Here is a 20,958-nt window from a genome sequence, read left to right as displayed (position 1 = left end):
CTGCTGCACAAGGATAAAACCTGTGCAGCAGTCCCTTTTTTGTTATGCGCTTGTGTCCTCCTGCGGCGGATTTGCCGTTAAATCACGGAAATGCTGCAGGCGTGCCGTCCACAGCACGGTATTCTGCGTTTCATCCGGCGAGATCGAGAGATTGTTCTTCGTCCAGTCCGCGAGAAACGCACTGAATTTCTCCGCACCGACACAGTTGTAATGCAGTGAGTCGTAGAAGTCGCTTTCCGGATCTGCGGCAATCTGCGCGGTGTAGTCGCTGCAATTCAGTGTCGATACACCCTCGCGTCCGTCAAACTGCGCGGTCAGCTTGTTCCAGTCGGCATCGTGCAGACGCTTTGTCGGGGCACGGTACAGCACCAGCTGAATGTTGTTGCTGCGGCAGAGCGCGTAAATGTCCTCGAGGGCGTCCATATTGCGCGCCCAGTCCTCCGGGGCAATATCAACCGTTTCGCAGTCGTCCGGACCCTTGTCCGTGCCGCCGGACAGAAAGGTGTAGCCGGCCAGCATATCCTCGGTGTACGGCTGCACGTCCTCGCTCTTGAGAGTCGTCCAGCGGTCGTGATAGAAGTACAGCGGAAACAGCAGTCCCTTGCGGACCTCGGGTTCGGCATTAAAAAAGGTCGCGTGCAGACGATTGATGCCCCACGGCATCTGACCGATGTTGGTCTTGGTGAAGCCCATGTATTTACGGAACGCTATACCGGTGCACTCCACGAAAACCGCCTTGGGTGACTGTGTACGCAGGCTTTCCTTTAAGTAATCCAGTGTCAGCGGAAGCGGCTGCTCGGGTCCGGCCTGCACAAAGGCGGTCAGACCGGAGTTTTCCCAGTATACGGCAGGTACTACATCACAGTAGGCGACGGACGAGCCGAAAAACAGCACGTCGATCGAATCCGTCTGCTCCTGCTCGTACATGCCCCAGACCGAGCCGTAATCATGCTGCTGCGGTGTGAGATAATGGGTCGCACCGGCGAGGATACCGCCGAGCACTGCCGCAGCGGCAAGGAAAGCCGCCGGTTCTCTCTTGAAAATGTGTTTCACGGCGATTCCTCCTTAAAACTGGAAATAGACGAATTCCTGCGGGTTGAATCCGGTGCCGTACGCGCCGCACACGGCCGTCACTGCCAGCAGGATAACCCAGACCGCGTACCGGAGCCAGACCGTCCCCAGCAGCTTTTCCCGCAGCGGGAACCGGTCACCGATGATGTCGGTCAGCACCAGTCCGATGAGGCTCACGGCAAGCACATGCAGCGCACGCTCGGTCAGACCGAGATGCGTCAGGTTAAGCGGGAAGCATGCGCCTGCCGCCGTCACAATGCGTTTGATAATAGCACACGCCTGCAAAGCGGAATCCGCGCGGAAGAATATCCACGCAAACGTGGAAAGGCCGAAGGTGATAATCACACGGATGATCTGCAGCCAGCCTGCGTCCCACGGGATGTGCAGTGCAGCGCACAGGCGCTGCTTTGCCGGTGTCAGCAGGCCGCCGATAACCTGAAAAACGCCGAACAGCAGTCCCCAGAGCACATATTTCATGGCGGCACCGTGCCACAGGCCGCTCAGTGCGAACACGATCAGCACGTTGATGTAGGTGCGCGCTTTGCCTTTGCGGCTGCCGCCGAGCGGGAAATATAAGTAGTCGCGGAACCAGGTGGACAAGGAAATGTGCCATCTGTGCCAGAATTCCTTGGAGCTTTGCGCCATGTACGGTGCGTGGAAGTTTTCCATCAGCGTAATGCCGAACAGCCGCGCGGAGCCGATCGCCATGTCGGAGTAGGCGGAAAAGTCGCAGTAGATCTGCAGGGCATACGCCACCGCGGCGAACGCCAGCTCCAGACCGGAAAACTGCGCCGGATCGGCGTATGCGGTGTTGACCAGAATCGCCAGATTATCCGCGAGCAGCACCTTCTTGACCGTGCCCTCGATCAGCCGTTCGGCGGCAAAGCGCACATCGTCCGCGTTTGCGCGGCGCGGCTGCTTGAACTGCGGGAGCAGGCTCTTCGAGCGCTCGATCGGGCCGGACAGGATTGCCGGAAAAAAGGTGGTGAACAGCGCAAAATCGAGGAAATTGCGCTCGGCTTCACGACCGCGGTACACGTCGATCATATAGCCGCAGATGACGAACGTGTAGAACGAAATGCCGATCGGCAGGGCAAGCTGAGGCAGACTGAGCTGCACACCGGTGCAGCCGAGCAGCTCTCCGAAAAAGCCGAGGTATTTGAATAACCCGAGTGCGCCGAGGTTGAGCACAAGCACCAGCGTGAGCAGACCGCGCTTACGCTCGGTGCGTTCCAGCTTTTGCGCCGCAAAGAAGTTGAAGGCAACGGTCAGCGCCAGCAACGGCAGAAATTTTACACCGCCGATGGCGTAAAAACAGATGCTCAGCAGCAGAAGAAACGGTTTCTTGGCCTTCTGTGACAGTGGGTGGTAAATGAGTGCGCCTATCACCAGAAAGACGATATAAGCGAATGAATTTGGTGTCACGTTTATTTCTCTCCGTCCCCAAAATTATTTGTTGTAGCCGGTCACGCCGTTTTTATTCATCCAGGTCAGCTTGACCTGCAGCAAACGGGCGATCGCCGGATTTTCCTGACCGTGCCGGGCTGCATACAGCCGCTGCAGCTCAAGCAGGTCGTTGTAGGTCAAATACGGATAATCCTGACCGGAACAGGTGCCGTCCGGCTTGTAGGAGTAGTTCAGATCACCGTCCGGCTTGTACCACAGCAGTTCGCTCTGCTCAATGCCGCGCACCATGCGGTCAGCGAGAACGGCGTAGCTGTCCTCATTAACTGCGTCTGCCATCCGGTACAGGAATTCGGCTTCGGCGGCATGATGGTTGAGCGAAGCGTGTGTCGGCGAGGACTCTCCGTTCGGGTGCCAGTAATCCTGCACGAGCCATCCCTCGTCATCGCCGGCCCCGAAGGTGAAGTGATGCTGCTCGGCAAAGCTGACGAGAAAATCCGCATACTTGCGGGTCTTGTCCAGCCAGCCGGTCACGCCGAAGTTTTCGGCTGCGTTGATATTCGCCAGCCAGAAATCCGTGTTGAAGCGGGTGTCGTAGTAGCCGGGTTCGATGCCGTAATCCGTCTTGAGCCAGGTGCTGCCTGCCTGAGAGGGGATAAAGCCGTACTCGTTCTGCTGCTCGCGCATCAGGTCGATCATCGCCAGACCGATCGCGCGGGAGGCCGGCTGATCGGTGTCGTTTGCCATCTTGCCGGCAATATGCGCCGCCGGAAGCGAGTAGAAGTAGTTCTCATCGAACGGATAGTAGGTCGAAGGCGCGGTATAGTAGTAGCCGTTGTAGCACCAGCGGTTGGTGCCGATCAGGCTGTAGTTCGCCCAGCGGCTGAGCATGGACGGGTCGCTCCAGTCGATGAGCGTCTGCTGAGAAGTCAGCAGCAGATAGTCGCTGTAGGTGCCCTGCGTAAGAGCCGCAACCTGCACGGAGAACCGAAAGCCGGAAGCTGTCCGCTCGATCTTCAGAGAGCCGTTTTTGCCCGGAAAATACTCGATCATGCCGTTGTCTCGCGCGGCATAGGTCATCGGCGTGACGAGAATGCTGTCCACGCCGTCCACCCGCAGGAAGTACATGCCGCTCGGCAGCGTACCCGCAGTGAGCGGCTGCTGTTTCCATGAGGAAGCTGCGGTGTCGTACCAGCGAACCGTGCCGGACGTGCCCTTCATCTCAAACTGCGCGGCTGTGTGTGCGGGTGCGTCCAGTACGGCGGCAGAGTGTCCCATCTCGACCGCGCAGCCCTGACCGTCCGTGTAACGGCGGGTCGCTCGATGAACTTCGGTCAGGTCCTGTTCGGTCTCGCTGCGCGTCACGTCACCCAGTTTGGTGGTGAAGGCTGTGTAGGAATGAGTCTGCGGCGGCTTCGGCGCATCGGTTTCCCGCTGCTGGTAGGAGACCATCGGCGCAAAACGCTGCAAAATAGTCGCCAGCTGTGCGCGGGAGACCGTGCGCTGCGGAGACAGTGTGGTCGCAGTCGTGCCGGTGATCAGTCCCTCGGCGTTGGCCCACTGCATGGCGGCCTGCGCATACGGATGAATCGAAGAAGCATCCGTGTAGCCGGAGAGCACGCTTTGTGCCGTCACATCCAGCTTTTTGTATTCGGCAAAGCGGTACAGCATAACGGCGAACTGCTCGCGCGTAAGTGAGGTGCCGGGGCGAAATACCGTGTCGCTGTAACCGGTGATGATGCCGTTGGACACACCCCACTGAACCGCGGTCAGGAAGGACGCATCCTCCGCGACATCCTGAAAGGTAAGCACTGTGTCAGCCGCAGGCGCGTGCTCCATGCGGTACAGCGCCTGCACCAGACAGGCGCGGGTCGCAGGTGCATCTGCAGCAAAGGTATATTCCGAAATGCCGTCCATCAGATTGGACTGTACGGCGAATTCCATGGCCTGCTCGGCCCAGTGCGGCTTTAGATCGGAATAATCGGCGGCAGCGGTGCCGGTCAGCATCGAAAGACTGAGCATTACGGCCGCCGCGGTATAGCGATGTTTTTTCAAAAGAGTAAACCTCCGTGATTGTTTTCGCGCAGAAAATCATGCGCGTGGTTTATACACTTTCACAATTTATCATTATAACACCGCGGAAGGGCAGGCCGCAATAGCAATTCTTTGCAATATCAGCAGAGAATCACTGCAGATTCTCGATGAGTTTACGGCAGGTATCGGCGGAGAGGCTGCTGTACAGGTGATAGACGATGTCATCTTGCGTCCAGAGGAGCGTGACTGTGCCGTTTTTCTCAATCATCGTAACCGGACTGCCATGCAGAGTAAATTCGGTAACAGATGCGTTTTCCGTGTCCACAAACTTGTGTGCCTCTGAAGTATCTGTAATCCGGGTGCAGGTCAGGTCAAGAAAATCGGTAGTGCTCTCGTAGGTGACGGTATAGCCGTTGGGTGTGCTGCGCTCATCGGTTTTGTGCATGGTATCCGGCAGACCGGACAGAACCGGCGGTGTGAACGCCTTGCTGTCGGTTTCGGACGGCAGGGCCGATGAAAAACGATAGTCGGTCAGGTCGTTAAACACGCGCACGACAGTATTGATAAGCGATACGCGGTATGCCTCTACGCTCATCGCGCAGCCGAACGAAACCGCAGCGGAAAGCAGCAGAACAGCGGCCGTGCGGCGCGCAAGACGGAGGCTCCGGTTAAACGCCGCAGAGTGCTTTTGTGCACGCACCAGACGGCGCATTTCACGCCGGAATTTTCGGGAGAAACGGTGCTCGGGCAGCGCATCCGGCGTGCAGGCTTGCAGCCACAGTTCGCGCGCTTCGGCGGCCTGCGCGGACAGCATATCGTCAGTGATCTTCATTTACGGTTCCTCCATCCCGCTCAGCGCTGCGCTGAGTTTTTCCTTGGCACGCTGGATGAGCTTGCGCACGTTCGGCTCGGTCGTATCCAGAATATTCGCAATCTCCGCGTTGGAATAGCCGCAGTCGTACCGCAGGAGCAGGACCGAGCGGTAACGCGGCGGCAGGGACGCGATAGCGGCGGCCAGTGTGTCGCGCTCGGCGAGACGCTCGATCTCGGCAGCAGGCGCGGCTCCGACATATTCTTCGACAACCGGCAGGACATTGCGGCGCTGCTTTTCGCGGTACAGGTCGATCGCTTTGTGCTCGGTAATAGTGACGAGCAGCGCACGCGTTTTGTGACACCTTGGTGAAGAAATGGTATCCAGAATTTCGATGACTTTGAGAAAAGCCTGATGCACCACGTCCTCCGCATCGCTGCTGTTGCGCAGAATGCGGTTTGCGGTGTAGTACATCAGATTTTTGTATTCGCTGTAAAGAATCTCGAACTTGGACTTGTCTGCATCCGAGTCGATCATTGCCAGATAGAGAAACATTTTTACGCCTTCCTGCCTGTTATTTTAGCAGATTATAGCATATTGTGTCCGGCTGTGCAATCCAAAGAGCGGATTTGCAGGCCGGTTTTTCTCATGCCGAAAAAATTCAAAAATTTTTGCGGGAGTGTGTCACAAAACCGGAAGGACATTCGTCTATATAGTATGAGCAGGACAGGAGAGCCGAAAAGGAGGGAGTGCATGAACAATCGCAGGATATGGTTTCGATTAGGCGGCGTACTGGCTGCGGCAGCTGTCTGCACAGGCGGTGCGGCCGTTGTCTCCGATCGTGCGCAGGAAGCAAAAAATGTACAGAGGGCGTTCCTCGGCGCGATGGAAACGCAGATACAGATAGGGTGCTATCCGTCGGAGACCGGCTCACCGGCCGAGCTGACCGAGCGGGAACGCACGGAACTGCAGACGGCATACGCTTCGCGCGTGGAGCGGTATTACACCGAGGAAAATCCCTGCCGAAAACGATACATTGCACTGAACGAGGATTTTCTGACGGCTTGCGATTCTGATGTAGAATACAGCGAGTCCGGCGGCGTGGCCGACTGCCGATTTGACAGCGTGCGGCTGTATGCAGACCGAATGACGGCGGTGGTGCAGGCACAGACCGTTGTTTGGGATAAACGGATCTCCGGCAATCCGGAGCAGGGATTTTCGGTGGAGCTGCCGGTCAATCGGGATACCATCACTGCGACCATGAAGAAGGAGAACGGTGTGTGGAAACTGGACTCGATTGATTCACAGATTAGTCTGTCGGCTGCCGTATCGGCGGATGATGAGGTTTGCAGAGAACGCTATCCGACATTTGAAACGGCAAGGCAGGCGGCAGACAGTATAGATGACCAGGCATACATAAAGGAGGCGCGTTTCGCTTGAACTATTTTGGGCTGCACCGTGTGGCTGCTCCCGCATGAAAAGGATAGAGCGGCGGACTTGTTGTGGGGACAAATCCGCCACAAAACGGCAGAGAAAAGTGAAACAGTCGCAGGCTGAGCTTCTGTGACTGTTTTCTCCTGCTTGCAGAATATACAAAAATTTTTGAAAAAAGTTGTTGACATTTCCGAGAGAATATAATATACTAAACAAGCGCTGTAAAAAACGCCTCTGTAGCTCAGTCGGTAGAGCAGGGGACTGAAAATCCCCGTGTCGGTGGTTCGATTCCGCCCGGAGGCACCATTTTTTAATGAGTGCCATTGACACTCATTAAAAAATAATACCTCCGTGCTGAGGAATCGAAAGCTGGCTCTTGGAAATATGCCGGTGGCATATTTCAACCAGCGTGGCTTTTTCCGCAGAAAAAGCGATTCCGCCCGTGAGCGTTCAATTCGCAGCGTTTGCTAACTCAGCTTAGAGTGAAAAAATCGCGTCAGCGTGTAACGCCAACAATTAAATATGCGGCTGTAGCTCATCTGGTAGAGCGCCACCTTGCCAAGGTGGAGGTAGCGAGTTCGAGCCTCGTCAGCCGCTCCAAATCAAAGGACACCGATGTAATTCGGTGTTTTTTTTATCCGCAGCACACTCGCTTCCTCCACCTTCGTAAAATCAGAGGTCGGGGTCCCCGTGAAAGCCTGCGGCTTTTGCGGGGTGTGGATGCGAGTTTGAGCCTCGTCAGCCGCTCCGAGTCAAAAAGCACCGATGTATTCGGTGCTTTTTGTTTTACCCAAACCGCCAGCTGCTGTTAATTCTTTGCCGGTTTACCGCTTCACCATGATAGTGCAATAACCGCTTTGCATGAAATTCCCCTTATCAGAAAATGAAATTTATGAAAAAATACAAAATTCACGTTTGCAGCAGAGAAACAAACGCAAACTGCGAAAGAACGCTTGTGACACCCTGTCAAATATGCTATAATGAGCCTATATTTGAGGTAACACCGCACAATGAAAGCTGCGGTGCTTTGCGGAAATTTTGCGCCCTGACTTCGTTCCGGTTTCACGGTAATACAGCAAGTATTACCGCAAAACTGCGTATAGTCAGTACGCAAAATTTACTCGCAAATCACACTTGTTCAATTATGCGGTATTACCTTGTTCGCTTTACAGTTTACAGATAAGGAGCTTTCGACGTGAAAAATCGCGAGCAAATTCGCAATTTCTCCATCATTGCGCATATTGACCACGGCAAATCTACGCTGGCAGACCGTCTGCTGGAGCAGTGCAAGGCCGTTTCCGTGCGTGAAATGGAGGAGCAGTTACTCGACAATATGGAGCTTGAGCGCGAGCGCGGCATTACCATCAAGGCGCGCGCTGTCCGCATGGAATACACCGCGGACAACGGCAAGACCTACGAAATGAACCTGATCGACACCCCGGGGCATGTGGACTTCAACTATGAGGTTTCACGTTCTCTGGCGGCGTGTGAGGGTGCGCTTCTGGTCGTTGATGCGGCACAGGGTATTGAGGCGCAGACGCTCGGCAACACCTATCTTGCCATTGACGCCGGTCTGGAGGTCGTGCCGGTCATCAACAAGATCGACTTGCCGGCGGCAGACGCGCCGCGCGTCAAGAAGGAGATCGAGGATATCATCGGCATTCCGGCAGAGGACTCGCCCGAAATTTCCGCAAAAATGAATATCAACATTCACGAGGTGCTCGAGCGTATCGTAACCGATATTCCGGCACCGGAGGGCGATGCGGATGCGCCGCTGCGTGCGCTCGTGTTCGACAGCCAGTACGACCCGTACAAGGGCGTTGTCGTTTATATGCGCCTGCTTGACGGCAAGATCTGCCCGGGCATGAAGGTCAAAATGATGGCCACCGGTGCCGAATTTCAGGTGCTTGAGTGCGGCTACATGCTGCCGCTCGGTCTGTCTCCGCAGCAGGAGCTGTGTGCCGGTGAGGTAGGCTACTTTACCGCCTCTATTAAAAAGGTATCCGACACTCGTGTCGGCGATACCGTTACCGGTGTGGAAAATCCGACGCCGGAGGCGCTGCCCGGCTATCGTCCGGCACGTCCGATGGTATTCTGCGGTATTTACACCGAGGACGGCTCTAAGTACCCTGACCTGCGCGACGCACTTGAAAAGCTGCAGCTCAATGACGCAGCGCTGTCGTTTGAGCCGGAAAGCTCGGTCGCACTCGGCTTCGGCTTCCGCTGCGGCTTCCTTGGTATGCTGCACATGGAGATCATTCAGGAGCGGCTCGAACGCGAGTTCGACCTTGACCTCGTCACCACGCTGCCGAGCGTTATCTATGAGGTCAGCAAGACCGACGGCACCGTGCAGCGCTGCGATAATCCGCACGATTATCCGAGCCCGGATGTTATCGAGGAGGCTCGCGAGCCGTATGTCAAGGCGTCCATCATGACGCCGCAGGAGTTTGTCGGCAACATCATGCCGATGTGCCAGGACCGCCGCGGCATTTTTAAGGATATGCAGTATCTGGACTCCAATCTGGTTGAGCTGCACTACGAAATGCCGACCGGTGAGATCATTTATGACTTTTTCGACGCGCTCAAGGCTCGTACCAAGGGGTATGCATCGCTCGATTATGAATTTATCGACTATCGCAAGAGCGATCTTGTTAAGGTCGATATGCTGCTCAACGGCGATCAGGTGGACGCGCTGTCCTTTATCGCGCACCGTGACAAGGCCTACGGCCGTGCCCGCCGTATCTGTGAAAAGCTGAAGGAGAATATCCCGCGCCAGCTGTTCGAGGTGCCGATCCAGGCAGCCATCGGCGGCAAGGTCATCGCTCGTGAAACCGTCAAGGCGCTCCGCAAGGACGTACTGGCTAAGTGCTACGGCGGCGATATCACGCGTAAGAAGAAGCTGCTAGAAAAGCAGAAGGAAGGCAAGAAGAAGATGCGTGCGCTCGGTACGGTTCAGCTGCCGACCGAGGCTTTTATGGCTGTGCTTAAACTCGATGAGGAAAACTAACGCTGCAACAGGCGGCAAGCTGCTCGGCCTCTACCTGCACATCCCGTTCTGCGTGAAAAAGTGCGCGTACTGCGATTTTTATTCGATCACGGATGCGTCACTCAAAGCCGATTACACGGCGGCGCTGATTCGTGATATAAAGGCGTACGGCGAACGCTGTTCCGGTTACACGGTCGATACCGTGTACATCGGCGGCGGTACGCCGACCTGCCTTGGCGCAGGCTATCTCAGCGAGATTTTACAGGCGGTTGGGGCATGCTTTACAATTGCGGAAAACGCCGAAATCACGGTGGAATGCAATCCGGAGAGCACGGATCAAGCGGTGCTGGAGGCCATGCATAAGCACGGCGTCAACCGGCTCTCGTTTGGCGTGCAGGCGGCGCACGACACCGAGCTTAAACGCATCGGTCGTATCCACGACTTTGCGCAGGCACAGGCAGCCGTAGAACTCGCACGGCAGTGCGGCTTTACCAACATCAGCCTTGACTTGATGTACGGCCTGCCGGACCAGACGCAGGCGCAGTTTCTCGACTCGGTAACGCAGTGTTTGACGCTGAACCCGCAGCATTTGTCGTGCTACGGACTCAAACTGGAGCCTGCAACACCGATGGGACGTGAAAATCCGGTTCTGCCGGATGACGACACGCAGGCAGATACCTATCTTGCCATGTGCAGACTGCTCGGCAGGAACGGCTTCGAGCACTATGAAATATCAAATTTCGCAAAACCGGGTTTTCGTTCCCGGCATAATTTCAAATACTGGGATCTTTCCGACTATCTCGGACTGGGACCGGGCGCCCATTCTTTCCTGAATGGCCGCCGGTTCGCGTTTGCCCGGGATATCAGGGCTTATATCAGCGGTGAGAGCATCCCGCAGGACGAGGAGGAGGTCTCGGACTTCCGGCGGCAGGGCGAATACCTGATGGTGCGTCTGCGTACCTCGGACGGTGCGGATATGCACGATCTCGAAAACCGATACCATGTCAGTACGGCTCCTTACGAGCAGGTATTCCGCATGCTGGAAAAGCACGGTCTTGCCGCTCACGAGGGTACACGGTGGTATCTCACCGAACAGGGCTTTCTGGTTTCCAACAGTATTATCAATACCGTGGTGGAAGCCGGAGAATAATTGAGAACGACGGATTCTCAATTTTCCATTATTCATTTGTTTGTGATAAATTAACATATACGCAAAAATGGAGGAATCAACATGCGCGCAGTAATCACAGTAACAGGCAAGGACCGCACCGGTATCATCGCCAAGATTTCGAACACGCTCTATGAGCAGCAGGTCAACATCATCGACATTTCTCAGAATGTAATGGACGATGTATTTGCAATGGTCATGCTGGTAAACATTGATAAGTGCACCGTAGACTTCAACACGCTCATCGACCTGCTTGACAAGGATGGTGAGGAGCTCGGCATGAAGATTCACACCATGCATGAGGACATCTTTGACGCAATGCACAAAATCTGACAAATTGACGGAATCGAGAGCAGGTAACCGATTCTCAACTCTCAATTTTTCAGGAGGTTTAGTTAAATGTCTATGATCAACACGAAAGATATTCTGGAAACCATTAAGATGATCGAGGAGGAGCACCTCGACATTCGTACCATCACGATGGGCATTTCGCTGCGCGACCTTGCGGCGGACGACATCAATGTGCTGGCAGACAAGGTATACGACAAGGTAACGCGCCGCGCGGAAAAGCTGGTTGCCACCGGTGAGCAGATTGAGCGCGAGCTTGGTATCCCGATCATCAACAAGCGTATTTCGGTAACGCCGATCGCCATGGTCGGTGCGACCTCCTCGGCGAACAGCTATGTACCGCTGGCCAAGGCGCTTGACCGTGCCGCTGCGACCACCGGCGTTAACTTTGTCGGCGGTTTCTCGGCGCTGGTGCAGAAGGGCTTCGCCAAGGGCGATGAAATCCTGATCAACTCTATTCCGGAGGCAATGGCGGAGACCAATCTGGTCTGCTCGTCGGTCAACGTTGCGTCCACCAAGGCGGGCGTCAATCTGGATGCCATCGGTCTGATGGGCCGCATCATCAAGCAGACCGCAGAACTGACCAAGGACAACGATTCCATGGGCTGCTCCAAGCTGGTCGTTTTTGCCAACGCGGTAGACGATAACCCGTTCATGGCCGGTGCGTTCCATGGCATCGGTGAGCCGGAAACCGTTATCAACGTCGGCGTTTCCGGCCCGGGCGTTGTACAGTCCGCCATCCGCCGTGCAGGTGACTGCTCCATCGGCGAGGTAGCTGACGTGATCAAGAAAACTGCGTTCAAGATCACCCGTATGGGCCAGCTGGTTGGCGCACTGGCAAGCCAGCGCCTGGGTGTGCCGTTCGGCATCGTTGACCTGTCTCTCGCACCGACGCCGGCTATCGGTGACTCGGTTGCGCGTATTCTGGAGGAAGTTGGTCTGGAGGTCTGCGGCGGCTGCGGCACGACCGCAATCCTCGCGATGCTGAATGATGCCGTTAAGAAGGGCGGCGTTATGGCATCCTCGAGTGTCGGCGGTCTGTCCGGCGCATTCATTCCGGTTTCCGAGGACGAGGGCATGATTGCGGCGGCTCAGGCAGGCGCACTGACCCTTGAGAAGCTCGAAGCAATGACTGCGGTATGCTCGGTTGGTATCGACATGGTTGCTGTCCCGGGTGACACCACCGCTGAGGTTATTTCCGGCCTGATCGCGGACGAGATCGCAATCGGCGTTGTCAACACCAAGACCACTGCTGTCCGTGTTATCCCGGCCATCGGCAAGGGAGTCGGTGATATGGTCGAGTTCGGCGGCCTGCTTGGCTCGGCTCCGATCATGCCGATCAAGACCGGTTCTCCTGCGAAGTTCATTAACCGTGGAGGTCGTATTCCGGCTCCGATTCAGAGTCTCAAGAACTAACTGCATAAAGCGCATAAAAAACAGCTCAGCAATGTCTGAGCTGTTTTTATGCTATGCCGGTGAGACGAAAAGACGCCCGCTCAAAAATGAGCGGGCGTGAGACTGTCGAAAAACTTCGTTTTTCGAGCAGCCTCTCGCTCGAAACCACGCTTTCGAGCGAATACTGAAGAAAAACCGCGCCCTGCGGGCACATTTTTTCTTCCCTTGTATAAAAAGTCAGGCGCTATCCTTGCGCGCCTTCTCGGTCGCGCTGCGCGTACACGCCCCGACTTTTTATGAATTTGCTCCGCAAATTCTATTTTATGCGTGCTGCTGCACGAAGCGTAAAAATTAAAATAATACTTTTTTGACAGACTGACGCCCGCTCAAAAATGAGCGGGCGTTTATGGTTTTTACCGATTCTCGTTGCCTTTCTGGCACATGGTAGTGAAAATCACGCCTGCACCGGAGACAACCCCTACGGTTATCCACAGTTTGGATGAGCCGCCGGACAGGTGCTCCTTGAAGCTGTCAGCCGTTGGAATATCGTTCTCTGCAATATCTGTAGCCGAAGCCTCGTTATCCCAGGTTTCACCGGCCGGAATCGGTCCATCAGGAATGTCGATAATGATCGGCTCGTAGGAAACCTCCGGAACATCGGAATCTGGACGGTTTACAGATAAATCGGTCTCGTTGTTTGAGATCTCTGAAACGAAAGCAGCGTCCGTCTCCGGAGAATCTTCTGCTGCAAAAGCGCTGATGCCGAGCATATTCAGACTCAGGCTGGCGGTGGTCAGCAGAACAAGAAAACGCTTGCCTTTTCTCTTCATGAGCTCTCCCTCACTTTCGCATGAAATCAGAAGTATAAATCAATGCCGCTTCTTATTATCGAACATAGTTTATCAGACAGCAGATACAGAAAGAGGGTATATTTTGCGAAATGACAGCATTTTCCTAAAAATATTTTATACAAGGCACTAAAGCGGACAACGGACACGGAAAAAGCCGTTCTGAGGCATAGAACGGCTTTGGAGAAGTTATTCCCACTGCTCCCAAACATCGGGCTGGTAGCCGACAGTTGCCTGACGGCCGTTGCGGACAATTGGCGTTTTCATCAGCGTGCCGTCCTCGAGCAGCTTTTCCTTCTTATCCTCGTCGTAGGCGAGGTAGGCAAGCGACGCATAACTCTTGCTTTTCTGGTCGAGCAGGTTGTCCAGTCCGCCGACAGCCTTCAGCACGCTGTCCAGTTCACCCTTGGACATGCCCTTTTGCGCAAGGTCGATCATCTGGAATTTAATGCCGCGCTCCTTGAACCATCGCTGCGCCTTTTTGGTGTCAAAACACTTGTTTTTGCCGAAAATCTGAATATTCATGCCGTAATCTCCTTTGCTCTGCTGTTTGCATTATAGCAGAACTGGGAGAGGAAAACAAGGGCAATACCGCATAATTGAACAAGAGCGATTTGCGCAAAGCGCCGCGACAGCGCGACCGGAGCCTGCGCAAGGAGCCGCAGCTTTAATTGTGCGGTGTTGCCCAAATCCTATTGCGGTCGGCGCAGGTGCAAAACGCCGCAGGTGCGTGTGAACGGATACAGCAGCACGCAGACAAGTGCGGCGCATCGGCCAATCTCACACAGGAGGAGAGGCACTGCGAAGAATACCTCGCCGTGTCGGGCAAAATTGCCGACGGCAGCCAGTCCGGCGGCAGTGAACGCCGGATAGGGGAGCAGGGCAGCAGTGTTTGCTCCAAGCAGCAGCACTGTGCGCAGCAGCAGGAGTGCGAGCAATGCACCACCTGCGCTGAGTCCGCGCGACACGCTTGCGGACAGCTTGGCCTCCGGCAGAGATAACGCCAGTACGACCGATACCGGCAGCAGGGAGTACAGAATATGCCGGAATTGCGGCAGCAATGCCGTTGTCGGTGCGGAAAAGTTTGCGGGCGTAAGCTGCGTGAGTGTCAGCACACCGGAGAGCAGGAGTACCGCACCGGCAAGCCACGCGATCGGCAGTGCCCACATGGCACAGCGGTTGAGCCCCATTGAGGCCGTGAGCAGGATGCAGACTGTCAGCAACACAACTGTGCTGCCGCATGAGCGTCCGGTGAACACGGTCTTCTGCAGGAAAATGCTCATGCGGGCGATGGATGCAAGCAGCGGAAACAGCGAGGTCAGGGCGAGCACCCATTGTGCAGGAGCCGAATGCCGAACACGGTCGGACAGCCTTGCCGCTCCGATACCGGCCAGTGCACAGACCGTACACGCGAGTGCAGCGGCGTACACGCTCTGCCCGTCGGCGGGAAGATACAGTAATTCACTCATCGGCAGCAGGGCAAACAGCGCCGTACACCACCGCGGAAACAGCCGCTCACGCATAGGCACCACCGCCAATCTCACCGTCTAAAAAGCAGTTCAGCCGTTCGTTTTTGAACACTGCCGTGCCTGCCGGTGCCGTCTGCCCGAACGCATCCACGCGCAAGGCCGGAAGAATGGCCGTGCCGTCTGCGTGCAGCACATCGGTGACGCGGTACAGCGGCATATCCGGCAGAACGCCGTCCTGCGCGGAGCGGTCAAGCAGCTCGCTGAGCGCGTACACCTCGTTGTCGTTCTCCAGCAGCTCGGCAGCAGAGCTGTCCCGCACGACGGCTGCCCGCAGGCTGAGCCGCACATCGTTTTCACGGCAAAGATAGTCCGCCAGCGGAAGAATGCTCTCGGAAACCGCATCCTCGCTTAAAAGCAGCACCTGTGCATGGCTCAAATACAGGTCTCCCGGCAGGATACTGCGCAGATTGCGCAGCGCGTCCGTCACATCGGTTCCGGTAGCGGACAGGTAAGCCGGAGCGGCGGTGTCATCCGGCGAGTCCTGCCGCACAACCTCGGCGGTCAGGCAGTATACACCGTTTTTGCAGTCGAGCGCAAGTGCGGATACCGGCGAAACCTCTCTCGCACAGCCGCACAGCAACAGCAGCAGCGGCAGGAATCTGAGCAGCTTCACGGGCGTTCCTCCTTCGACGGGCGTTTGACGGCAAAGCGGTCGCAGCGCATGAAAAACCATGGATAGCGAAGCCAGGTGTCCTCGTGCTCGGCGGAGATGCGCGGCACCAGATTGAGCAGGTACGGTACCGAGCACGAGTGCATGCGGCACAGTGCTGCGAGTGTTAATCCGAGTGCAAGACCAATGCCGTACAGTCCCCAGGAGGCTGCAGCAGCGAGCAGCACGAAGCGAAGCCACAGGGCAGCGGTCTGCAGTTTGGGTACCATCAGACCGGTGACACCCGCGATAGCGACTACGATAACGGTCGGTGCGGCGGCAAATCGCGCGGAAACTGCCGCGTCACCGAGCACCAGACCGCCGACAATGCTCATCGTCTGTCCCATGGCACCGGGCGTTCGCGCTCCGGCTTCCTTGAGTGCCTCGAGCACGAACAGCATGAGCAAAATCTCCCAACCGATGGGAAGGGGAACGCCGCGCTGTGCGGCGGAGACGGCAAACAGCAGCCGCGCGGGCACGAGTTCACGGTGATAAAGCATGAGCGCGGCATAGACCGCCGGAAACGTGATCGTGAATACAAATCCGATGACACGCAGGATGCGCGAAAGATTCGCCTGCAGAAAGCTGATATAGTAGTCATCGTTGGACTGAAAGCACTCCTGAAACAGAAACGGCGCTGTGAGCGCTACCGGACTGCCGTCCACGACAAGGACACACCGACCCTCCAGCATACGGGAAGCGGCAACGTCCGGTCGTTCGGTCGTGCCGAGTGTCGGAAACGGCGACCAGCGGTGGTCGCGTATGCGCTCGGCAAGATAGTTGGAGTCGAGCACGCTGTCGATATCGAGCGCGGTCAGACGTGTTTCCAGACGCTCAACCAGACTGTTTTCACACAGTCCGGCGATATAGCACAGGCACACGTTGGTGTTCGTGCGGCTGCCGACGCGCATAAACCGGAATTTCAGCCGAGGGTCGTTCACGCGGCGGCGGATGAGCGCCAGATTGGGCATAAAGCACTCGGTGAAGCCCTCCCGCGGGCCGGAAAGCACGCGCTCGTTTTCCGGCTCGGCGGTGCTGCGCTTGTCGAAGCCCTTGGTGTTCACAAGCACCGGACGTGAATCGCCGTCGGTCAGCACAATGGCATCGCCGTAGAGAAAGGCGGCAAATACCTTGTTCATATCGGTTTCCACGCGGCATTCGTCGGCTTGGAGCACGGTGGCGGCGAGCACATCGGCGGAAAGCCGCGCCTGCTCACAGCGCAGGATAGGCCGCACAAGGCTCTGGTTGATGGCAAGGGAATTTACCATGCCGTCAAAGAAAAACAGCGCGCAGCGCAGTCCGTTTTGACCGATGGCACGCCGGATGATAAGTGTATCGTCGTTCCGGAACAGCTCCTGCATCATGCGGATGTTTCGTTCCAGATCGGCGGTAAATGTGATCGTTTCCATAGTTTCACCCCCAAGTTAGGGTGCACACTATGATAAAAATTATTCAGAAAGTTATCTTGCAGGGCGGGATGAGGTCATCCCGCCCTGCGGTCAAGCGGTTAATTCGGCCGAAAGAACCTCGCCAAATAATCGGATTCCTTTCAGCGCTTCTGTCATCGTATTGCCCGACGAACCTACCTCCACCAGAAACGCGCTGTGCGTTGCATGCTGATTAAACCGCTGGGTCCGCAGATTAAGCGGACGCATGAGCGTCGGATAGGTGCGGTTGAGCCGGTACTGCAGCGATGCTGCACGATTCAGGTTCTCCTGCCAGTCCGGGTGATACAGGCCGCCGTCATCTGTGCCGACTACAAGCATAAGCTGTGCGGTTTCCTCGCCGTTTATCGTGCAGGAGGTCTTGTAGGCACGGCCGTCATCGGTCAGGATCGAGTCGCGGTGCACATCAATGACGGTTGTGATGGATGGATATTTTTCCAGCGTGTCCTCAACCACGGCAAGTGAGCGGTCATACGCACCGGTGTACACGGGCGAATCGAAAATTTCGCGGATATGTACGGCCTCAATGCCGTTGTTCTCGAGCACCTTCTGCAGCTCGTCACCGACGCGCACTACATTATAATTGGTATCGGTCGTGCGCTCGGTCTCGGTCGGTGTATACGGAAAAGCGGCATCCGGCGTGTAGCTTTCGCTGCTGTGTGTGTGATAGATAAGCACCTGCGGCCCATCTCCATCAGCGGAAAAATGCTCGTCTGCGGCGAGACAGTCTGCCGCATCCACGTCATACGAGGTCTCGTTGTTGATGGAGACCGTGGCAGCTTTGTCAGCGGCCGACAGCACTGGATTGTCGTTCTCGGTGTCGGACGAGGGCACATAGGTGCTCTCTGCAAGCGGATTTTCCGCCTGCTCATCCCGCGCTGCGGCAGCCGTGCGCGGCGTGTACACCTCGGCGGTATCCTCCGGCGAAACGCCGAACTCGAGCGCCATTGCGCGGGTGACAAAGCCGCTGTTGCGAGCCAGACCGGTCAGTGCTTTTTGTGCGATCGGCTCGCCGCCTGCCCGGGAAAAAATCAGCAGCGACAGCGCCAGACAGAGGGTGATGGCGGCAGGCAGGCGGATGCCGCCTCTCGATCGGAATTTCTGATGTTTACGCCGCTTCATTGCGCCATCCTCCTTGCTGTTTCATGCTATCTATCATACGCCGTACAGCGTGCGAGTATGCCCGAAACCTGTCACGAGAGGTACAGGTCGATATCGGCAACGCTGAGGTGCGGATGCAGCGCCATGTTGACCGCATAGCCGATCATGCGGGAGATGTCAGCGACCTCGCGGTCAATGTCGCGTGTGGTGATCATCACCGGCTGAGAAAGGTCGTCCAGCGCTTCACAATCAGGCTGCCCAAGCTGACTGCTGATCTCATGTGCGAGCGTTGCGCCGTCCACCACGGTCGGCACACCGACGGCGATAACCGGCACGCCGAGTGTTTCCTCGTTGAGCGCTGCGCGGGCGTTTCCCACGCCGGCCCCCGGTGTAATGCCGGTATCTGCCAGCTGGACCGTACGCAGCAGCCGCGACAGCCGACCGGCGGCAAGCGCATCCACGGCGATGACAGCGGCAGGGCGCACACGGTCGAGCACACCGCAGATGACCTCGCCGGTCTCGACGCCGGTCTGTCCGAGCACACCCGGAGCCAGTGCGGAAACGGGCCGCCAGTCCGCGAAAATAGCGGGCGACTGCGCGACCAGATGCCGCGTAGCAATGACATGATCGGCGGTCTGCGGACCAATGGCATCAGGGGTTATCATACGGTTGCCCAGTCCGGCAATGAGCACCGGACCGTCATTCGGACGCGGCAGCAGCTCGCGCAACAGTGTGCTGAGCGCCTTGCAGGCACGCGGAAACGCGTCCTCCTCACGGCGGATGAGTGCATCCAGCTCAAGTGTGAGATAGCGTCCCTGCGGCTTGCCGATCTCGCGGGCGGCATCCTCTGAGAGAATGCGTACTTCGTGTATGGCGAAGCCCTCAAGCATGCGGTCGGACTGCCGGACATGCGGCAGGGCAGCGGCTGACTTATGGTTTTCAATCGCCTCAACGGCCAGATCGGTGCGGAAAGCCATGCACAATCCCTCCTTATAAGGATAGTTTTTTTCGAGGAAAAGTTTTTTATGCAGAAAATGAAAAAAACACTTGCTTTTTTTGCGAGAAGATGATAGAATAATATCACTGTTGAATAGAAAACGAAGGAGGTGTTTTCAGAATGCCCAATATTAAGTCTGCAAAGAAGCGCGTTAAGGTTAACTCCGTAAAGGCGCTGAACAACCAGATGGCTAAGAGCGAGCTCAAGACCACTCTGAAGAAGTTTGATGCTGCGATTGCTGGCGGCGATAAGGCTGAAGCAACTGCTGCTTACACGACCGCTGTCAAGGCTGTCGATCAGGCGGCTGCCAAGCACCTCCTGCACAAGAACAATGCGTCCAACAAGAAGAGCAAGATGACTACCAAGCTCAACGGCATGGCGTAAGTTCTGGTATAGAACATTGAAACCGCAAGTTTAACTTGCGGTTTTTCTTTTTGCATCATTTAGATATTTATCGAAATGTATTGACAAATGCAGAAGCTGTGGTATACTGAAAACAATTAGATGGCCATCTAATTAACAGGATAGCGAGAAGGACGGTGAATGGAATGGACATTACCATTCTGATTTGCGCGATTGCGCTGATTTTAGCGGCAATACTGGTAATCTGGCAGGCAAAAGCGCTTGCAAGGTGCGATTTAATTTGTAAATCCTGCGGCACAAAGCAGAATCTGCCGTGGAAGCGGCTGGTTTTCCGCACGCATGTGGGAAATGACTGGCAGCTGGATTGTCCGGTCTGCGGGCGCAAAACGTGGTTTACCGCACGAAAGAGAGGACAGTAATGGGGTTTCAACAGAGCTTTAAGGCACTCAGCGATCCGGTGCGGCGCGAAATTCTGTCGCTGCTGCGGCGCGGACCGATGGCGGCGGGCGATATTGCGGCGCACTTCGAGGTGTCGGGCGCAACCATTTCGCATCACCTGTCCGTCCTGCGGGATGCGGGTCTGGTGCTGGATGACAAGCAGGGCAAGTACATTTATTATGAGTTGAATATGTCGGTCGTGGATGAGATTCTCGAATGGATCAGCGCCTTGAAAGGAGATGGCAGGAATGAAAAAAATCAGTAGACTGCAGGTGACGGCGTGGGTGCTGTCGCTGCTGCCGGCGGCAATGACAGCGGTGTTTTACAGCAGGCTGCCCGCGGAAATTCCTATGCAGTGGGATCTTGCCGGCCATATGAATTACGAAACCAGATGGCATTTGTGGATCGTGGCCGGGATGGCACCGCTGTTTGCGGTTCTGTTTTACTTTCTGCCGCGGTTTGACCCGAAAAGCAAGAACTACGACAAATTTTCCGATGCCTATATCGGGTTTCAGATCATGATCGACCTGTTCCTGACCGCAATGTGCGGCATCTGCATTGCGGAAGCACTGCGTCCGGGTACGGTCGATGTGCCGACAGTCGTATGTCTGCTCGTCAGCCTGCTGGTGATGTGCCTCGGCAACATTATGCCGAAGTTTCGCATGAACTGGTACTGCGGACTCAAAACGCCGTGGACGCTGTCGAGCGAAACTGTCTGGGCGAAAACGCATCGTGCTGCAGGCCGCATGATGTTTGCGGCGGGTATTATTGGTGCGGCAGGTTCGTTCGTTCCGAACGAGATTGCAAAGTTTGTGCTGGTGCTTGCGCCAACGGCGGCGGCAACGATTATCCCGACTGTGCTGAGCTGGCGATGGTACCGCGCAGAACAGCAGTGATAGACGAAAAATGGACTTTGAAAGCGCGGTTTGCTGGAAAA

21 protein-coding genes and 2 tRNA genes are annotated in these 20,958 nt (G+C 56.1%); 11 read left to right on the top strand and 12 right to left on the bottom strand.

Annotated features, from left to right (window positions below):
- Nucleotides 1-42: 42 nt before the first annotated feature.
- From PGS25_RS01195 to PGS25_RS01175, 5 genes are all read right to left on the bottom strand, one after another.
- Nucleotides 43-1,053: a hypothetical protein gene (locus tag PGS25_RS01195; RefSeq protein ID WP_270417396.1), complete on the bottom strand. Its 1,011-nt coding sequence runs from the start codon at nt 1,051-1,053 to the stop codon at nt 43-45.
- Nucleotides 1,054-1,065: 12 nt separating this feature from the next.
- A complete protein-coding gene (locus tag PGS25_RS01190; protein ID WP_270417395.1) occupies nt 1,066-2,496 on the bottom strand; it encodes an MBOAT family O-acyltransferase in 1,431 nt (476 codons plus the stop codon).
- A 24-nt stretch (nt 2,497-2,520) separates the two neighbouring features.
- Nucleotides 2,521-4,530 (bottom strand): S-layer homology domain-containing protein, encoded by a 2,010-nt coding sequence (locus PGS25_RS01185; RefSeq protein ID WP_270417394.1) that lies wholly within the window; start codon nt 4,528-4,530, stop codon nt 2,521-2,523.
- A 130-nt stretch (nt 4,531-4,660) separates the two neighbouring features.
- On the bottom strand, nt 4,661-5,341 hold the full coding sequence (locus tag PGS25_RS01180) for a DUF4367 domain-containing protein (RefSeq protein ID WP_270417393.1): 681 nt from the start codon (nt 5,339-5,341) through the stop codon (nt 4,661-4,663).
- Nucleotides 5,342-5,875: an RNA polymerase sigma factor gene (locus PGS25_RS01175; protein WP_270417392.1), complete on the bottom strand. Its 534-nt coding sequence runs from the start codon at nt 5,873-5,875 to the stop codon at nt 5,342-5,344.
- A 198-nt stretch (nt 5,876-6,073) separates the two neighbouring features.
- Between PGS25_RS01175 and PGS25_RS01170 the strand changes: the two genes are divergently transcribed.
- From PGS25_RS01170 to PGS25_RS01140, 7 genes are all read left to right on the top strand, one after another.
- On the top strand, nt 6,074-6,760 hold the full coding sequence (locus PGS25_RS01170) for a hypothetical protein (RefSeq protein ID WP_270417391.1): 687 nt from the start codon (nt 6,074-6,076) through the stop codon (nt 6,758-6,760).
- A gap of 224 nt (nt 6,761-6,984) precedes the next feature.
- A tRNA-Phe gene (locus tag PGS25_RS01165) sits at nt 6,985-7,060 on the top strand.
- A gap of 218 nt (nt 7,061-7,278) precedes the next feature.
- Nucleotides 7,279-7,354: transfer RNA gene (locus tag PGS25_RS01160), tRNA-Gly, on the top strand.
- 595 nt (nt 7,355-7,949) lie between these two features.
- Entirely contained in the window at nt 7,950-9,761 is a 1,812-nt protein-coding gene (gene lepA / locus PGS25_RS01155; RefSeq protein WP_110436966.1) for a translation elongation factor 4, read from the top strand.
- Nucleotides 9,748-10,890, top strand: a complete 1,143-nt coding sequence (hemW, locus tag PGS25_RS01150; protein ID WP_270417390.1) for a radical SAM family heme chaperone HemW — start codon at nt 9,748-9,750, stop codon at nt 10,888-10,890. The genes lepA and hemW overlap by 14 nt, the downstream gene beginning before the upstream one ends.
- Nucleotides 10,891-10,971: 81 nt before the next feature.
- Complete coding sequence (locus PGS25_RS01145; RefSeq protein WP_117490297.1) at nt 10,972-11,241, top strand: ACT domain-containing protein; 270 nt, start codon at nt 10,972-10,974, stop codon at nt 11,239-11,241.
- A gap of 72 nt (nt 11,242-11,313) precedes the next feature.
- Entirely contained in the window at nt 11,314-12,672 is a 1,359-nt protein-coding gene (locus tag PGS25_RS01140) for a PFL family protein (RefSeq protein WP_110437238.1), read from the top strand.
- Between the two features lie 392 nt (nt 12,673-13,064).
- Here PGS25_RS01140 and PGS25_RS01135 read toward each other — a convergent pair whose 3' ends face one another.
- The 7 genes from PGS25_RS01135 to gpr form a co-directional block, all read right to left on the bottom strand.
- A complete protein-coding gene (locus PGS25_RS01135; protein WP_270417389.1) occupies nt 13,065-13,481 on the bottom strand; it encodes a hypothetical protein in 417 nt (138 codons plus the stop codon).
- Between the two features lie 207 nt (nt 13,482-13,688).
- A complete protein-coding gene (locus PGS25_RS01130) occupies nt 13,689-14,024 on the bottom strand; it encodes an arsenate reductase family protein (RefSeq protein ID WP_110436962.1) in 336 nt (111 codons plus the stop codon).
- 167 nt (nt 14,025-14,191) lie between these two features.
- A complete protein-coding gene (locus PGS25_RS01125) occupies nt 14,192-15,022 on the bottom strand; it encodes a hypothetical protein (protein ID WP_270417388.1) in 831 nt (276 codons plus the stop codon).
- The gene (locus PGS25_RS01120) at nt 15,015-15,641 is read right to left on the bottom strand and encodes a Ger(x)C family spore germination protein (RefSeq protein ID WP_270417387.1); all 627 of its coding nucleotides are present in this window, start codon (nt 15,639-15,641) and stop codon (nt 15,015-15,017) included. The genes PGS25_RS01125 and PGS25_RS01120 overlap by 8 nt, the downstream gene beginning before the upstream one ends.
- Complete coding sequence (locus tag PGS25_RS01115; RefSeq protein WP_270417386.1) at nt 15,638-17,086, bottom strand: spore germination protein; 1,449 nt, start codon at nt 17,084-17,086, stop codon at nt 15,638-15,640. The genes PGS25_RS01120 and PGS25_RS01115 overlap by 4 nt, the downstream gene beginning before the upstream one ends.
- Nucleotides 17,087-17,176: 90 nt before the next feature.
- Entirely contained in the window at nt 17,177-18,244 is a 1,068-nt protein-coding gene (spoIIP, locus tag PGS25_RS01110) for a stage II sporulation protein P (RefSeq protein WP_270417385.1), read from the bottom strand.
- Between the two features lie 71 nt (nt 18,245-18,315).
- Nucleotides 18,316-19,200 carry a GPR endopeptidase gene (gpr, locus tag PGS25_RS01105; protein ID WP_270417384.1) on the bottom strand — a complete coding sequence of 295 codons (885 nt, stop codon included), beginning with the start codon at nt 19,198-19,200 and terminating at the stop codon, nt 18,316-18,318.
- 140 nt (nt 19,201-19,340) lie between these two features.
- Between gpr and rpsT the strand changes: the two genes are divergently transcribed.
- The 4 genes from rpsT to PGS25_RS01085 all read left to right on the top strand — a co-directional run bounded on the left by rpsT (nt 19,341) and on the right by PGS25_RS01085 (nt 20,917).
- Nucleotides 19,341-19,604: a 30S ribosomal protein S20 gene (gene rpsT, locus PGS25_RS01100; protein WP_110436956.1), complete on the top strand. Its 264-nt coding sequence runs from the start codon at nt 19,341-19,343 to the stop codon at nt 19,602-19,604.
- A 164-nt stretch (nt 19,605-19,768) separates the two neighbouring features.
- Entirely contained in the window at nt 19,769-20,002 is a 234-nt protein-coding gene (locus PGS25_RS01095; protein ID WP_117490282.1) for a hypothetical protein, read from the top strand.
- Nucleotides 20,002-20,286, top strand: a complete 285-nt coding sequence (locus PGS25_RS01090; protein WP_118358725.1) for an autorepressor SdpR family transcription factor — start codon at nt 20,002-20,004, stop codon at nt 20,284-20,286. Before PGS25_RS01095 ends, PGS25_RS01090 begins: the two co-directional genes overlap by 1 nt.
- The gene (locus tag PGS25_RS01085; protein ID WP_270417383.1) at nt 20,270-20,917 is read left to right on the top strand and encodes an SdpI family protein; all 648 of its coding nucleotides are present in this window, start codon (nt 20,270-20,272) and stop codon (nt 20,915-20,917) included. The genes PGS25_RS01090 and PGS25_RS01085 overlap by 17 nt, the downstream gene beginning before the upstream one ends.
- Nucleotides 20,918-20,958: the final 41 nt, after the last annotated feature.

The sequence above is a fragment of the Butyricicoccus sp. AM78-15b2TA genome, from assembly GCF_027665985.1.
GTDB lineage: Bacteria > Bacillota > Clostridia > Oscillospirales > Butyricicoccaceae > Agathobaculum > Agathobaculum butyriciproducens.
Note: the sequence above shows the minus strand (reverse complement) of the source record. Positions and strands in the feature narration are given on the sequence as shown.

Excerpts from the sequence above, each read along its gene's own strand:
- PGS25_RS01130 (WP_110436962.1), bottom strand. The coding sequence starts at position 14,024 with ATGAATATTCAGATTTTCGGCAAAAACAAGTGTTTTGACACCAAAAAG.
- PGS25_RS01135 (WP_270417389.1), bottom strand. The coding sequence starts at position 13,481 with ATGAAGAGAAAAGGCAAGCGTTTTCTTGTTCTGCTGACCACCGCCAGC.
- PGS25_RS01175 (WP_270417392.1), bottom strand. The coding sequence starts at position 5,875 with ATGTTTCTCTATCTGGCAATGATCGACTCGGATGCAGACAAGTCCAAG.
- PGS25_RS01090 (WP_118358725.1), top strand. The coding sequence starts at position 20,002 with ATGGGGTTTCAACAGAGCTTTAAGGCACTCAGCGATCCGGTGCGGCGC.
- hemW (WP_270417390.1), top strand. The coding sequence starts at position 9,748 with ATGAGGAAAACTAACGCTGCAACAGGCGGCAAGCTGCTCGGCCTCTAC.
- PGS25_RS01180 (WP_270417393.1), bottom strand. The coding sequence starts at position 5,341 with ATGAAGATCACTGACGATATGCTGTCCGCGCAGGCCGCCGAAGCGCGC.
- rpsT (WP_110436956.1), top strand. The coding sequence starts at position 19,341 with ATGCCCAATATTAAGTCTGCAAAGAAGCGCGTTAAGGTTAACTCCGTA.
- PGS25_RS01095 (WP_117490282.1), top strand. The coding sequence starts at position 19,769 with ATGGACATTACCATTCTGATTTGCGCGATTGCGCTGATTTTAGCGGCA.
- PGS25_RS01115 (WP_270417386.1), bottom strand. The coding sequence starts at position 17,086 with ATGGAAACGATCACATTTACCGCCGATCTGGAACGAAACATCCGCATG.
- gpr (WP_270417384.1), bottom strand. The coding sequence starts at position 19,200 with ATGGCTTTCCGCACCGATCTGGCCGTTGAGGCGATTGAAAACCATAAG.
- PGS25_RS01170 (WP_270417391.1), top strand. The coding sequence starts at position 6,074 with ATGAACAATCGCAGGATATGGTTTCGATTAGGCGGCGTACTGGCTGCG.
- PGS25_RS01125 (WP_270417388.1), bottom strand. The coding sequence starts at position 15,022 with ATGCGTGAGCGGCTGTTTCCGCGGTGGTGTACGGCGCTGTTTGCCCTG.
- spoIIP (WP_270417385.1), bottom strand. The coding sequence starts at position 18,244 with ATGAAGCGGCGTAAACATCAGAAATTCCGATCGAGAGGCGGCATCCGC.
- PGS25_RS01085 (WP_270417383.1), top strand. The coding sequence starts at position 20,270 with ATGAAAAAAATCAGTAGACTGCAGGTGACGGCGTGGGTGCTGTCGCTG.
- PGS25_RS01140 (WP_110437238.1), top strand. The coding sequence starts at position 11,314 with ATGATCAACACGAAAGATATTCTGGAAACCATTAAGATGATCGAGGAG.
- PGS25_RS01145 (WP_117490297.1), top strand. The coding sequence starts at position 10,972 with ATGCGCGCAGTAATCACAGTAACAGGCAAGGACCGCACCGGTATCATC.